Source organism: Clostridium sp. CCUG 7971 (assembly GCF_017590215.1).
In the GTDB taxonomy this organism is placed as follows: domain Bacteria; phylum Bacillota; class Clostridia; order Peptostreptococcales; family Peptostreptococcaceae; genus Faecalimicrobium.
This window is the reverse complement of record NZ_JAFFPK010000084.1, coordinates 1-15,632: the sequence shown is the minus strand read 5'-3', so window position 1 is coordinate 15,632 and position 15,632 is coordinate 1. Positions and strand designations below refer to the sequence as shown.

The 15,632-nt window shown below is 27.5% G+C and carries 14 protein-coding genes; 11 read left to right on the top strand and 3 right to left on the bottom strand.

What is annotated here, in order from left to right:
• Window positions 1-150: 150 nt before the first annotated feature.
• On the bottom strand, window positions 151-870 hold the full coding sequence (locus JWF52_RS11780) for a tRNA 2-thiocytidine biosynthesis TtcA family protein (RefSeq protein ID WP_208333759.1): 720 nt from the start codon (window positions 868-870) through the stop codon (window positions 151-153).
• Window positions 871-1,027: 157 nt separating this feature from the next.
• Between JWF52_RS11780 and JWF52_RS11775 the strand changes: the two genes are divergently transcribed.
• The 9 genes from JWF52_RS11775 to JWF52_RS11735 all read left to right on the top strand — a co-directional run bounded on the left by JWF52_RS11775 (window position 1,028) and on the right by JWF52_RS11735 (window position 10,935).
• The gene (locus JWF52_RS11775; RefSeq protein ID WP_208333758.1) at window positions 1,028-1,708 is read left to right on the top strand and encodes a M15 family metallopeptidase; all 681 of its coding nucleotides are present in this window, start codon (window positions 1,028-1,030) and stop codon (window positions 1,706-1,708) included.
• Window positions 1,709-1,811: 103 nt separating this feature from the next.
• Complete coding sequence (locus tag JWF52_RS11770; protein ID WP_208333757.1) at window positions 1,812-2,501, top strand: response regulator transcription factor; 690 nt, start codon at window positions 1,812-1,814, stop codon at window positions 2,499-2,501.
• Window positions 2,502-2,748: 247 nt separating this feature from the next.
• Window positions 2,749-3,606: a HAMP domain-containing sensor histidine kinase gene (locus tag JWF52_RS11765; RefSeq protein ID WP_353654926.1), complete on the top strand. Its 858-nt coding sequence runs from the start codon at window positions 2,749-2,751 to the stop codon at window positions 3,604-3,606.
• Between the two features lie 244 nt (window positions 3,607-3,850).
• Entirely contained in the window at window positions 3,851-5,770 is a 1,920-nt protein-coding gene (locus JWF52_RS11760; protein ID WP_208333755.1) for an OPT family oligopeptide transporter, read from the top strand.
• Window positions 5,763-6,107 carry a PqqD family peptide modification chaperone gene (locus JWF52_RS11755; RefSeq protein ID WP_208333754.1) on the top strand — a complete coding sequence of 115 codons (345 nt, stop codon included), beginning with the start codon at window positions 5,763-5,765 and terminating at the stop codon, window positions 6,105-6,107. Before JWF52_RS11760 ends, JWF52_RS11755 begins: the two co-directional genes overlap by 8 nt.
• 205 nt (window positions 6,108-6,312) lie before the next feature.
• Window positions 6,313-6,768 (top strand): S-ribosylhomocysteine lyase, encoded by a 456-nt coding sequence (locus JWF52_RS11750; protein WP_208333753.1) that lies wholly within the window; start codon window positions 6,313-6,315, stop codon window positions 6,766-6,768.
• A 5-nt stretch (window positions 6,769-6,773) separates the two neighbouring features.
• Window positions 6,774-7,490 carry a vitamin B12 dependent-methionine synthase activation domain-containing protein gene (locus JWF52_RS11745; RefSeq protein WP_208333752.1) on the top strand — a complete coding sequence of 239 codons (717 nt, stop codon included), beginning with the start codon at window positions 6,774-6,776 and terminating at the stop codon, window positions 7,488-7,490.
• Window positions 7,462-9,843, top strand: a complete 2,382-nt coding sequence (locus JWF52_RS11740; protein ID WP_208333751.1) for a homocysteine S-methyltransferase family protein — start codon at window positions 7,462-7,464, stop codon at window positions 9,841-9,843. The genes JWF52_RS11745 and JWF52_RS11740 overlap by 29 nt, the downstream gene beginning before the upstream one ends.
• A gap of 132 nt (window positions 9,844-9,975) precedes the next feature.
• Window positions 9,976-10,935 carry a carbohydrate kinase family protein gene (locus tag JWF52_RS11735; protein WP_208333750.1) on the top strand — a complete coding sequence of 320 codons (960 nt, stop codon included), beginning with the start codon at window positions 9,976-9,978 and terminating at the stop codon, window positions 10,933-10,935.
• Window positions 10,936-11,113: 178 nt separating this feature from the next.
• Here JWF52_RS11735 and hpf read toward each other — a convergent pair whose 3' ends face one another.
• A complete protein-coding gene (gene hpf / locus JWF52_RS11730; protein WP_208333749.1) occupies window positions 11,114-11,647 on the bottom strand; it encodes a ribosome hibernation-promoting factor, HPF/YfiA family in 534 nt (177 codons plus the stop codon).
• Between the two features lie 287 nt (window positions 11,648-11,934).
• Window positions 11,935-13,164: an aminopeptidase gene (locus JWF52_RS11725; RefSeq protein ID WP_208333748.1), complete on the bottom strand. Its 1,230-nt coding sequence runs from the start codon at window positions 13,162-13,164 to the stop codon at window positions 11,935-11,937.
• 272 nt (window positions 13,165-13,436) lie between these two features.
• On the opposite strand from JWF52_RS11725, the gene JWF52_RS11720 reads away from it, so the two are divergent.
• Together JWF52_RS11720 and JWF52_RS11715 are read left to right on the top strand one after the other, a co-directional pair.
• Entirely contained in the window at window positions 13,437-14,357 is a 921-nt protein-coding gene (locus JWF52_RS11720; protein ID WP_208333747.1) for a gamma-glutamylcyclotransferase family protein, read from the top strand.
• Between the two features lie 185 nt (window positions 14,358-14,542).
• The gene (locus tag JWF52_RS11715) at window positions 14,543-15,355 is read left to right on the top strand and encodes a nitroreductase family protein (RefSeq protein WP_208333746.1); all 813 of its coding nucleotides are present in this window, start codon (window positions 14,543-14,545) and stop codon (window positions 15,353-15,355) included.
• The last annotated feature ends 277 nt before the right edge of the window (window positions 15,356-15,632 follow it).

The window sequence follows — 15,632 nt, the reverse complement described above, 5'->3', positions numbered from 1 at the left end:
ATGAAGGTTTGCAAAAAACATATGAATGGTATAGTATAAAAAGGCCAAAAATTTATGATGAAAAAATGGATAAGGTCGAAGATATTATAAATATAGTCTAAAAACTAGGTAGTATATAAAAGATGATAAATAATCCATGCTTTTTATATACTATTTTATTTTATCTTTATCCCATATAAATAATTTATCAGAATTATTTAAAGCTCCAAATATATTTTTCTTAGCGCCAGGTATTTCTTTATTTAATCTAGTTACAAGTTCTTTTATATCTTGTCTTTTTGTAAGTCCATCTGCTGGACAAGGATTTTCAATAACTGGATAGTTATATTCTTTTGTAGCTTTTTTAGTCATCCATTCTTCTATATATATCATGGGTCTTATTATAGTTATATTTTGTTTATCCATAGTTGACTTTGGAGAGAAACAAGATACTCTACCTTCATAAACCATTGACATTAAAAATGTTTCTATTGCATCATCTTTATGATGTCCAAGTGCAACTTTAGTGCATCCTAGTTCTTTAGCTGTGCCATTTAGTGCACCACGTCTTAAATTAGCACATAATGAGCATGGATTTTTTTCTTTTCTTATGTCAAATACAATTTCTTTTATATCAGTTTGTACTTCATGAAACTCTACATCTAACTCTTCGCATAATTTGTATAATGGAGAATTATCTACTCCACCAGGATTTAGGGTTATAGCTATTAATTCAAATTTTTGTGGAGAGAATCGTTGGTAGTTTTTTAGTATATGAAGTAATGTCAAGCTATCTTTTCCACCTGAAAGCCCAACTGCTACTTTATCGTTATCTTGTATCATATCAAAATCCTGTATAGCTTGACGAGCTTTACTAAGAAGTTTTTGCATAGTCATATTTATATCCTCCATTAAAAATTAATAAACTTAAGATTTCTTAAGAATTACTTATAATTTACTTAAAATCTATACTTTAAAATTAACCTATGAAAATTCGCGATCACTAAATCTAATTAGGATTAGCAAAGTTAAAGGGAGAAGATAGATTATGAAAAAAATTAAGTTTATATTACCAATTATAGTTATTTTAGCAGTTACAGTTATTTTATTTAAAGTTTTAACACCAGAAAAAACATTAACACCAGAAAAAATATCAAATAAAAGTAACTCAAATATTATAACAAACACATTATTAGTAAACAATGATAATAAACTGGATAAAAACTATAAACCTATTAATAGTGATATACCAAATATACCATTTATTGATAGTTCAACAGATGAAGAAAAGCAAATGGAAGAAATAGCATCAAAATCAGTAGAAAAATTATTTAATCAAGCTAAAGAAGAAGGTATAAAATTCTTGGCTACATCTGCATATAGGTCTTATACATCTCAAAAAGAAATATATACAAAGAAAGTTATTTCAGACGGAATAAAAAAGGCAAATGAATATGTAGCTAAGCCTGGGACGAGTGAACATCAAACTGGATTATGCATAGATGTAACTAATGAAGATAGATGGTTTGTAGGAAGTACAAAGGAAGCTATATGGTTAGCAGAAAATGCTCATAAGTTTGGATTCATAATAAGGTACCCAAAAGGAAAAGAAGATGTAACGGGAAAGTCTTATGAACCATGGCATATAAGATATGTAGGAAAAGATATAGCAAAAGAAATACATATAAATAATTTAACATTAGAAGAATATATAGCTAGAAAAAATTAAATAAAAAAGAAGAAAGTATACTATAATTGTTCTATGTGAAACTTTATCAAATATTGTAGATAGGTTTCATAAAAACAAACTATATGGATAAGGATGATAAATTTTGAAAAATAAAGTACTTGTAGTAGACGATGAAAAAGAAATTAGAAACCTTTTAGAAATATACTTGCTAAACGAAGGATATGATGTAATAAAATCTGAGAACGGAAGAGAAGCTTTAAATATATTAGATAAAGAAGATATACAATTAATGATACTAGATATAATGATGCCAGGCATAGATGGAATAGGGGTTTGTAAAGTAGTAAGAGAAAAGTTAGATATTCCTATATTAATGTTAAGTGCTAAATCTGAAGATATGGATAAAATACAAGGAATAATGACAGGTGCAGATGATTATATGACAAAGCCTTTTAATCCTTTAGAACTTACAGTTAGAGTAAAATCTTTACTTAGAAGAGCTTATTATTTTAATAATAAATTAAAGCCTAATAAAAATATAATAGAAATAGAGAATCTAAGTATAGATAAAAGTAAGCATAAAGTTATGATCGGAGAAATAGAGGTAGTTTTAACATCTAGAGAATTTGATATTTTATATTTATTAGCCAGTAATAGAGGTAGAGTTTTCAGTACAGAAGATATTTTTGAAAAGGTATGGAAAGAGCAATACTACCAATCTAATAATACAGTAATGGTACACATGAGTAGGATAAGAGAAAAAATAGAAAGGTATGCAGGTAATAAAATAATACATACTGTATGGGGAGTGGGATATAAAATTGAAAAATAAAAGAATTTTATTTGAATATGCTTTTAAACCTATAATATATTTTATAATTAGCGGCCTTATAGGTGTTGGCACAATTTATGTAATATACTCTAAATTAATAAATATGTATATAGATAATTACAGTAAAATACCAAGGTTTATCATTAGCTCAGTTAACATATTTTTGTATATAAAAAATAATTTTTTAGGGAATTTAATATATTTAATATTAATTATTTTAATTGTTATACCTATATATTTATTACTTATGAAGAAAAAGATTAATGGTATAAGTGAGATTATAAATACAACTAATATTATGGCTAATGGAGATTTAAATCAAACTATACAAACTGAATCTAAAGATGAAATTGAAGAGCTAGCAAATAATATTAATAGCATAGTTTCACAGTTAAGAAATATAACGATAGAAGAAAGACGAGCCCAACAAACTAAAACAGATTTAATAACTAATGTATCTCATGACTTAAGAACGCCTTTAACATCTATAATAGGCTATTTAGGTCTGATAGAAGAGGATAAATATAAAGATGAAGTTGAACTTCGATATTATACAACTATTGCATATGAAAAGTCTAAGAATTTAAATATACTTATAAATGACTTATTTGAACTTACAAAGATGCAAAATAATACTATACGATTAGATAAAATTGATATAAACTTAGTAGAGCTATTAGGACAAATAGTATCTCAATTTGAGTATGAATTTAGTAAAGAAAATGTAAAAGTAAGGACTGATTTTTCAGAAGATAGATTATTAGTAAATGTAGATCCATCAAAGCTAGTAAGAGCATTTGAAAATTTAATAAATAATGCGATGAAGTATGGTAATGATGGAGAATATATAGATTTAGAAACAAGAAAGCAAGATAATATGGCTATAGTTAAAATTATAAACTATGGAGAGCCTATACCTTCTTTAGATTTACCTCATATATTTGATAGATTTTATAGGGTAGAGAAATCTAGAAATAGAAATGATGGTGGATCAGGACTTGGACTTGCAATTACTAAAAATATAATCGATTTACATGGTGGCAGTATTGAAGTTAAAAGTGATAGTATAAGTACTATCTTTGAAATAAGATTAAAGTTGATATAAAAATATCCTGTATAAGTAAATATACAGGATATTTTTAATTTGAATATATTATACGTATAAAGATAATTATGAATAATTAGAATAATTTGATAAAATACGTTTAAAAATTATAAATTTTTTTATTTAATTCGGACTTATAAGAACATAAAAACTTAAGTAATGTTAAATTATAGTAATTTATATTGTAATTAGTTAGAAAAAATACTATAATATTTCCAACTACATAAAAAGGGGGAGGATTTAGTTGAATAAAAAACTATCTAAAGACGCATATGGAGGCGTATCTGGAAAAGGTTATGTTCCATATGTAACAGATAAGTCTAAAACAGGTGGAAATATGGCAGTACTTATTATAGGTATTATTTTAGCTGCTGTTTTTGCTGCTTCTACAACATACTCTGGTATGAAGGCAGGTCTTACAGTTGCAGCCGGTATTCCAGGCTCTATTTTAGGTTCAGCATTTGTGGGAGTATTTGCTAGAAAAAAAGGAATACTTGGTAAAAATATAATTCAAAGTATGTCAAGTGGTGGAGAATCATTTGCAAGTGGTGCAATATTTGTATTACCAGCTGTTATTTTAATAGGTAGTCAAATAACTTTTATACAGGGGATAGCTGTTGGTGTTGGTGGAGTTTTATTTGGTATTGGTGCAGCATCTCTTGTTCATAACTATTTAATTGTTGAAGAACATGGTAAACTAATGTATCCAGAAGCTATGGCTATTTCTGAGACTCTTGTTGCCTCAGATACTGGAGGAGAATCAATCAAGTATATGGGTATTGGTTTTGGAATAGGTGGTATAATAACTGGTTTAACAAGTTCATTTTTTAATATAACTAATAATTTAATTAGTTTTGTTGGAAGTAAATTTTATAAATGGAAATTTGAAGTTGAAGTAAATCCTCTTCTTTTAGGAATCGGATTTATTGTAGGATTAGAAGTATCTTTAACAATGTTTGCTGGATCTATATTATCAAACTTTGGGATTACACCTTTAATTGGTTATTTTACGGATATGGCTGGTGAAGGTGCAAAATTATGGAATGACCCTTCTATTTCAATTAGCCAGTTAGATGTTAATGGAATTGCAGGAAACTATGTAAAATATATAGGCGCAGGTATGATGCTTTGTGGTGGTATTATAGGAGCAGTAAAACTTATACCAACTATTATTGCATCTATTAGTGAGACACTTAAAGCAAAACCAGGATCTGAAGATGGTGGAGATTCTTCATCTATGCAAATTTTAATTTTATTAGGTGGTATTGTTATTGGATTTATTGCAGCATTTTTAATTTCTGGTAATATTTTAATGGCAATTGTTGGAGCTATTGCTTCTTTAGTACTATCTTTATTATTTGTTATTGTTGCAGGAAGATTAACAGGTACAATAGGGACATCAAATCTTCCAGTATCTGGTATGACAATTGCATCTCTAGTTATTGTAACTTTAATATTTGTTTCTATGGGATGGAAAAGCCAAGCAGATAATAAATCATTACTTTTATTTGGATCATTTATAGTTGTTGCTATTTCTATGGCTGGTGGTTATAGTCAATCTCAGAAAGCGACTTTTATTATAGGTGGTAATAAAAATGAAGTACAACGTTATTTTACAATTGCTGGTATTGTAGGGGCTATAGTTGCTATAGGTACAATCCTAATACTTACTGATCAACTTAAAGATACTGTTAATCCACAGTTTGCTCTACCGCAAGCAAATTTAATGTCAACACTTACTTCTGGTATAATGTCAGGTAAATTACCATGGGTTATGATTATTGCTGGTGTGTTTATGGCAATAGTTTTATACTTATTAGAATTACCAATTATGACTGTTGCTATAGGTTTCTACTTACCAATTTCAACAACTTCTATAATTTTAGTTGGAGCACTAATACGTGTATTCATTGAAAAGACTTCTAAAAGTGATAGAGAAAAAGAAGTTAAAGTTGAAAATGGTGTAAGTTTATCTTCTGGTCTTGTTGCAGGAGGTTCTATAATTGGATTAATAGGTATAATATTACAAGTAACAGGGGTTATAAAAGCAGGCTCACCAAGTGGATTTGCTGCAGGGAACACAATGGCTATTTTATTACTAATTGCTTTAGTTATTCTTTCAACACTACCTCTTATTTCCTCTAAAGTAAAGCGCGATGAATAACAATGAAAATGATTTAAAAATAGTATTTAAAATTTCTGAAACTGTTGAATATGAAGTGAGTAAAGATGGACTAGTAAATATAATTGAAAAACAAAATCACTGGATTCAAAATTTTGTAAGAAAATTAAAAATAAATATTCCACTTTATAAAAAAATTACATTAGATGAATATAGTAGCTATGTGTTTTTACAAATTGATAGTAAGAAAACAGTTAAAGAAATTGGGGAAAGTTTAGATTTTAAATATGGCGAAAAATCTCATCCAATATATGAAAGATTACTACTATTTTTAGATTATATTGAATCAAGTTGTAAGTATATTGAGAGAATAAATTAATAAATAAAACTAGCTTAAAGATTAAGGCTATCTTGATTTTTAGGCTAGTTTTTTTATATACAATATAAATATGATGTGTTTAACATATTTAATTAAAATTTAACTAAAATGAGAAATATAATTTTTATATAAAAAATTGCTAATATATACTTGTTATGAAGTATAATATTATCATACAAAAAAATAAGTATCGGAGGATAATAAAATGCAAAAAGTAGAAAGTTTTAAATTAGATCATACAAAAGTAAGATCACCATATATAAGAAAATGTTGTGTATTAGATGGAGCAAAAGGGGATAAGGTAACAAAGTTTGACTTAAGATTTTTACAACCTAATGCAGACACTTTCGGTACAGCCGCAATACATGGATTAGAACATTTATTAGCTACTTACCTAAGAGAAACACTAGATAATATAATAGATTTATCACCAATGGGATGTAGAACAGGATTCTATTTAATAATGTGGGGAGAGGTTGAACCACAAACTGTGAAAGAAGGATTAGAAAAAGCTTTAGAAATGGTATTAGAATCAGATAAAATGCCAGCTGCTACTGCTGTCGAATGTGGAAACTACAAAGACTTATCTCTATTCGGAGCTAAAGAATATGCTAGAGAAGCCCTACAAAAAGGATTCTCTCTTAATATATACGGAGAATAATTAGTATGAGAAATGACTTTTTTAATCTAATTAATATAAATAAAAGTGAAGTTTTAAGATATTTAGAGTACAAAGGTCAGGACATCAATGATAATCTTAAAAATACTATTAATGAATGTATAAAGTTAACTAAAGATAAGATAAACCCTCGATATATGTTGAGGGTTTATCCTATATTAAGAAAAAAAGAAAATAATGTGATAGAGGTTAAGGGAAGCAGCTTAAAATTTTCAAGCAAAGATATATATATACTACTTAAAAACTGTGATGAATGTATAATAATTGCAACAACAATAGGTATGGAAATTGAGAAAGAGATAAGAAAACATTCATATACAGAGCTTACAAAAAGCATAATTTTAGACGCATGTGCTACTACTGCTATAGAAGAGCTTTGTGATTTAATACAAGAAAATTTAAAGCTTAAATTATCAAATCAAGGAAAGTACATAACAAATAGATATAGCCCAGGGTATGGAGATTTATCTATTGATACAAATATAGAAATTATAAATTTCTTAAACTCATCTAAAGAAATAGGACTAACAATTACAGAAAATAAAATTATGATACCAAGAAAATCAGTTATTGCTATAATTGGAATATCAAATAGTAAAGTTAAAGTGGAAAATAAATCGTGCTTGAATTGTAAAAATTACGATAGCTGTAGATATAAAAAAGGGGATGAGGTTTGTGGAGATAAGAGAGTATATAAAAAATAATATATTAATATTTGATGGTGCAATGGGAACAATGCTTCAGCAAAAAGGATTAAAAATAGGTGAGAATCCAGAAGTATTTGGACTAAAAAATCCAGATAAACTTTTAGGGATTCATAAAGATTATCTTAAATCTGGATCAAATGTATTAACAACTAATACATTCGGGGCAAATGAGATTAAGTTAGATAAATTAGGATACACAGTAGAAGAAGTCGTAGATAACGCTATTTGTGTAGCAAAAAAAGCAATAGAAGAAGTAGACAAATCGAAGCCTAGATATGTAGCTTTAGATATAGGACCGATAGGTGAAATGTTAGAGCCTATGGGTACTTTGAGTTTTGATAGAGCTTATGAAATATTTAAACGACAAGCAATTCAAGGAGAAAAATCAGGAGCAAATCTTATCATAATTGAAACAATGATGGATTTATATGAAGCTAAAGCAGCAGTTTTAGCAGTAAAAGAAAATACTAATCTTCCTTTATTTGTAACTATGACATTTGATGGAAATGGAAGAAGCTTTACAGGGTGTATGCCAGAAAGTATGGTTGCAACTATTGAAGGGTTAGGAGTAGACGCCATAGGAGTAAATTGTTCTTTGGGACCTAAACAATTATTACCTATAGTTGAAAAAATAGCAAAAATTACTTCATTACCAGTTATAGTTCAAGCAAATGCAGGGCTACCAGATATAATAGATGGAAATGCTATTTATAATGTCAAAGAAGATGAATTTTTTGAAGGAGTTAAAAAATTTATAAAAGTAGGAGCATCTATAATAGGAGGGTGTTGTGGAACAAATCCTAAATTTATAAAGAAAATATGTGATAACTTAGATTCTCTACATAAGGTTAATGTTGATAAAACAATTAAAAGTGTAGTTTGTTCACCTTCTAAATACTTAGAAATACAATCTCCTACAGTTATAGGAGAGAGGATAAACCCAACAGGTAAAAAACTTTTAAAAGAAGCTTTTAAAAGTGAAAGTTTAGATTATATAATAAATCTAGCATTAGATCAAGTTAATGGTGGAGCTGAAATTTTAAATGTTAATGTAGGTTTACCAGAGATAGATGAAAAAAGAATGATGCCTAAAGTTATAAAGGAAATACAGTCTATAATAGATACTCCACTACAAATAGACTCATCAAATATAGATGCCTTAGAGCAAGGATTAAGATATTATAATGGAAAAACAATTGCAAATTCAGTAAACGGAAAAGATGAATCATTAGACACAATACTTCCTATAGTTAAAAAATATGGAGCATGTGTAGTTGGACTTACATTAGATGAAGATGGAATTCCAAATACAGCAAAGAAGAGATATGAAATAGCTAAAAAAATAGTAGATAAGGCGATATCTTATGGAATAAAAAAAGATGATATATTTATAGATTGTTTATCTTTAACAGTATCAGCGGGGCAAGATGAATCTATGGTAACTTTAGAATGTATAAAAATGGTTAAGGAAAAACTTGGTGTTAAAACTATATTAGGAGTATCGAATATTTCATTTGGTCTACCAAATAGAAAAGCACTAAATAATTTATATTTAACTTTAGCGTTAAACTATGGACTTGATTTACCCATAATAAATCCTAATGAATCTAGTAGCATGGAAGTCATAAATTCTTATAAAGTTATAAAAAACATAGATAAAGGTTGTACAAATTATATAGAAAAATATAATGGTTATAATAGCAAAAAAGAGGTAAAAACTGTTGATGCAGATATTACACTAGATAAAGTAATTGAAAGAGGGTTAAAAGAAGAAGCGAAGCCAATGACACTAAATCTTTTAGAAAAATATGATGAAAATTATATTTTAGATGAAATTTTAATACCTGCACTAGATATAGTAGGTAAAAAATATGATAGTGGAGAAATATTCTTACCTCAATTAATACAATCTGCTGAAACTGTGAAAGTATCACTAAATGTTATTAAAGAAAACTTACTAAAAGAAAGTAATAATACAATGTCTAAGGGTAAAATAATAGTTGCTACAGTAAAAGGTGATATTCATGACATTGGTAAAAATATAGTGAAGATAATGTTAGAGAATTACGGATATGAAGTTATTGATTTAGGGAAAGATGTACCCATAGAAGAAGTTGTTAATCAAGCGAAAAATCAAAATATAAAACTTGTAGGTCTTAGTGCATTAATGACAACTACTGTAAATAGTATGAAAGAAACAATTAAAGCGCTAAGAGAAAATGAGATAGACACAAAAGTATTTGTAGGAGGAGCTGTCCTTACAGAAGAATACGCAAAAGATTTAGGCGCAGATTACTATTCAAAGGATGCAAAATCAGCAGTTGAGATAGCTAAAATGAATTTTTTATAAAAAATAAGGGGGAAATACCCTTTATTTTTTTGTAAAAATCTGTATAACTCATAATAAAATGCAAAATATGTAGAAAAACCTCGCAATTATATGATAAAATGGATAGGTGATTTTTAGGGAGGGTAAACAACAATGATTGAAAATGTAGCGCCTTATTCATTAGTTTTCGGAGTATCAGTTTTTGATATATGCGGATTTACGGATAGAAATTATAGATGCAATGACTCAAATCCTGGAAAAGTAAGCACTTCTTTTGGTGGTGTTTGTAGAAATATTGCTGAATGCATGGCAAGAGTAGGAGTTAATACTAAATTCATATCTATTTTAGGTGATGATGAAACAGGAACTAGAATGATGGAACATTCTAAAGTAATGAATTACGATATGAGTGATTCGTTAATAGTAAAAAATGCTAACACACCAACTTATATGGCCATTTTAGATGAGCAAGGAGAAATGGTATCTGCCGTAGTAGACATGAAGATAATAGATATGTTTACTACAGACTTTATAGATTCAAAATCAGAGATAATAAAAAATTCAGAGTATATGATACTAGATTCAGATAGACCTGATATAGTAGAGTATATAATAAAGACATTTAAAGATAATACTAATTTTATTTTAGACCCAGTATCTGCTGCTAAAGCGAAAAACGTGAAACATTTAATCAAAGATTTTCATACAATAAAGCCAAATAGATATGAGGCGGAAATAATGTGTGGATTTAAGATAAAAAATGATGAAGATTTAAGAAAAGCTGGACAACATTTCATAGATTTGGGAATTAAAAATGTGTTTATAACACTAGATGAAGATGGTATATATTATAATAACGGAAAAGAAGAAGGAAAAATAAAAGCTAACGATGTAGAAGTAGTAAATGTTACAGGAGCTGGAGATTCTTTTGTTGCTGGAATAGCTAGTGGTTACATGAATAATATTGATTTAGTAGATACTGTTAAGTATGCTATATCTATGTCTTCAATAACTATATCTACAAAAGAAACTATACATCCAGATATGTGCCACGACTTAGTAAAGGAATATATGGAAAAAATGGACTGGACAGAAGTAAATTATAAGAAATAATAAATTTACTAAATGCAATTATTTATATATAATAGAAGTATAAAGTTATTAGATAGAAATTAGTCTATACTATATAGGTTAATTAATATAAAAAAATTTGTCGTCAACATTAAAAAGGTATTATCTTAAAATGAGATTAATCATTAATAGATAATACCTTTTTTAATATATTAAGCAATTAGAATTGCTCGATTAGCCCATAACCATCATGTCTTTTATATACTATGCTTACATCTTCAGTATCTAAGTCTCTAAAAATAAAGAAGTTGTGACCTAATAAATCCATTTGTACAATAGCGTCTTCTGCTGTCATTGGTTTATCTAGTGTAAATTTCTTTCTTCTCTTTATATTATTTCCTTCTTCTATATCATAAGCTATAGGATCTTCTATATTATCAAATCTTATACTTTCATTTTTTCTATTTTTTCTAGATAGTTGAGTTTTTAACTTTCTAATTTGTTTATAAAGTTTATCACAAACTATATCTATTGCAGAATATAGATTTTCCTCTGAATCTTCAGCTCTAAGAATTGTACCACTTTTAGTGAATATTGTTGCTTCAATCTTTTGATTTTTCTTCTTAACATCAATTTTAACGTGAATATCTGTGTCATCATTTATATATTTTTCTAGCTTCATAAATGTATTTTCTATCTTTGATTTTATAGCATCAGTTAATTCAATTTTTTTAGAAGTTATTTTTAATTCCATAAGTACAATCCTCCAATATTTAATCTTTATTTAATTAACTCCAAGTATTTACTTGGATGAAATTAGTAAATTAATTCATTTTAAAGTTATACCTTCAACCTCTTATGTAGTGGTGTTTTTATAATCTTATTTATGATTTAATTGTAGAGCTTAAATGCTAATATTAAAAGACTATTAATTTATATTTTTTTTGGTAAAATATTGAATATACGGTGTGAATTAAAAATTCAAATAAAAAAAGTATCCATATATGTGGATACTTTTTTTATTTATAATTAAAATTTTTATTAGAAAGCCCAATTTCCGTCTTTGAATACTTGAACTTCTTCTCCATCATGAGTTATACCAATTATATCTAAATCTGATGATCCAATCATAAAGTCAACATGAGTTAAACTATTATTTACACCATAATTATCTAGTTCATCATCTTTTAATTCATCTCCACCTTTTATACAAGTTCTATATGCAGAACCAAGCGCAAAGTGGCAAGATGCATTTTCATCATATAAAGTATTGTAAAATACTATATTAGTATCTGATATAGGTGATTTAAATGGAACTAATGCAACCTCTCCTAAATAATGAGAACCTTCATCTATGTCTATAAGTTTTCCTAACGTTTCTTCACCCTTCTCTGCAGTAAAGTCTACTATCTTACCATCTTTGAAAGTTAAAGCGAAATTATCTATAACATTCCCACCATAAACTAGTGGTTTAGTGCTATGAACAACTCCATTTACTTTAAATTTATGAGGCATAGAGAAAACTTCTTCAGTTGGCATATTAGCATTAAATTCTACACCAGTTGGGTCCTCAGAAGACCCACTTAACCATATATGACCTTCAGGTAAATCTAAAGTAAGATCAGTTTTAGAAGATTTATATTTTAAAGTTTTAAAGTTTTTGTCATTTAAGAAATTCATTCTTAGTTTTAAATCTGCATTGTGCTTAGCCCAAGCTTCAACAGCATCTTGCCCATCGACTCTTGAACACTTAAATATAGCATCCCATAACTTTTCTACAGCTTCTTTTGAATCTAAATCAGGGAACACTTTCTTAGCCCAAGGTTGTGTTGGAACAGAAACTATACTCCATTTACACTTGTCAGATAAAGTATAAGATCTCCATTCCTTTAAAGACATAGCAGAAGCTTTTTGGAAGTTTGCTACTCTTTGAGGATTAACATCTTTTAATAAGTCAGGATTTTGAGCATAAATAGTTAAAAATGCTCCTCCTTCTTTTGCTATATCTACGTATTGCTCAGCTGTCCATTTTGGGAACTCATTAAATGTTTCTTCAGGCGCATTTAAATATTTGATTAAAGTACATTCTTCATCTGACCACTCGATATGTACATTTTTAGCTCCACATTTATAAGCGTGTTCTGTAACTTTTCTTACAAATGGTGCACATTCTATTGGTGATCTAACTAGCAATGTTTGATTTGGTTGTATATTTACACCGACTTTAACTGCTAGTTTAGCATATTCATCTAAATTTCTTTCAAAATTCATATTATGACCTCCTATTATGTGGTAAAAAATTCTTTTAATTATATTTTAGTACATATTTGCATTAATGATACTAAAAATCTAAATAAAATATATTAAAAATCATTTTAAACTTTAATTATATTGACATATAAAATATAATTTGTTATTTTAAGAAAGGGTAAGTTTAGTTATATTTAACTTAATACTTAGAAAAACAAAACGAATATATATAAATACTAAATATTTACAATAACTAAACTTATATAAATAAAAATAAATTTGGAGGAAAGACAATGAAAAAAATTTTATTAGGTTCTTTATTATCGGCACTTATATTAACTTTAACTGGATGTAGTACTCCTAAAGAAAAAGTTGAAAATATAAATAAGGTATTTGTTTATGGAAGCTTAAGGAGTGACATGTTTAACTATGATGTTTATTTAGATGGAAAAGTTGAGGAAAATAAAAAAGCTACAATTAAAGGAGATTTATTTCACTTAGATAATAAAGGATATCCAGCTATAGTACCAGGAGATGGAGAAGTAATAGGAGAGCTAATGACATTTAAGGATTTCAAATCCATATTAAAAGACTTAGATGAATTAGAAGCTTATGTAGAAGGTGAAGAAACTGAAAATGAATATAATAGAAAGATTGTAGATGTAAAACTTGAAGATGGTAGTATAGAAAAAGCGTATTACTATGAGTACAACCCATCAGCAGATTACAATAAAGATGATAAACTAATAGAGGTTGAAAATGGTGATTGGAAATCGTATATGGACAATATAAAAGTTGAAAGAGTATTCGTATACGGGAGTCTAAGAAGTGATATGTTCAATTATAAAACTCACTTAGATGGTAAAGTTGAAGAAAGTATAAAAGGAACAATAAATGGAGATTTGTTCCATATAGAAAATAAAGGATATCCAGCAGTAGTACCAGGAGATGGAGAAGTTGCTGGAGAATTAATGACATTTAAAGATTTTGAATCTGTATTAAAAGAACTTGATGAACTAGAAGCCTATGAAAAAGGACAAGAAAGTGAAAATGAATATAATAGAAAAATTGTAAATGTAAAGATTGCAGAAGGTACGGTTATAAAAGCATATTACTATGAGTATAATCCATCAGCAGATTATAATAAAGATGATAAATTAGTGGAAGTTAAAAATGGCGACTGGAAACGATATATGGAAGAAAATAAAAAATAAATTATAAATATAAATTTAGGCATAGATTTAATCTATGTCTTTTTTATTTTTAAATAAATTACAGTATTGAAATATACAAAAACTTAAAAAGAATTTATAATATAATATATGATTTTGTAAAATATTAATGAAATTTGAAGGAATAATAAGAATTACTATAGATATATAGTAATGAGGAGGACATAATGGATATATACGATGCTATTTTTTATAGAAAAACTACAAAAAAATATTCTAATATAAATGTAAAAGAGGGTTTAATAGAAGAAATAAAATATATATGTAACAATATTGATTATTTAAATAAAAATTTGAATATTAAAGCTCATGTAGTAGAAAGAGGACATTTAATTAATTTTCTAATGGGGAGAAAATGTAGCATAAAGGCACCTCACTATATTGTTATAACATCTAACAAGGGAGATGATTACTTACAAAATATAGGGTATGCTATGGAAAGCGTAGTTTTAAAGTTAACTAGTTTGGGGATCGCTACTTGTTGGCTAGAATGTAGATTGAAAAGAGAAGACATATTAGAATTTATTGAATTAGAAGAAGCAAATGATTATGAAGAAGATGAAGAAAACGTAGATCAAAACTTAGAAGAACCAGTTTCTATAATAGCTTTTGGATATCCTGAAAGAAATGAAAGATTGTTTAAATCTATAGAGGAAGATTCAAAGATAGATAGAAAGCGTATAAAACATATAGCTAGAAAATTAGATAAAAAATGGATTAAAGTTTTAAATGCAGTAAGACTATCACCTTCTATAAAAAATTGCCAACCATGGATGTTTTATAATAAGCAAGATGAGTTATATATTTATGAAGAAAGACAGAAAAAGGTTATTGAAAATATGAGTAAGATAAGTATGGGAATAGCTCTTAGACATTTTGATATAGCATGTGATAAATATGGAATAGATGTAAGCTATGAAAAAACAAAAGCTAAGAAGAAGATGGGGAAAGATTATTTCATGACAGTTACTTTAAAATAGCAATAATAAAAAATTTACTTTGCTCATGTTGCCAACATATTGATTAAATTTATTATAAAATATAAAGAATAATTGAAAGAATAGTTGACACAAAAAGGAATAAATGTGATAATTGTATACAAAGATAAAGCTTTAAAATATCCCAGAGAGGATATGAAGCAATTAAAACTAACAATAAAACTCCTTGAAAGTAGTCCAGAGAGGCTAAAAAGGTTAAATATAAACAATTATTTAAACTTGTATTTACAACCTCTAGCTGGATTAGTTAGAGGTTTTT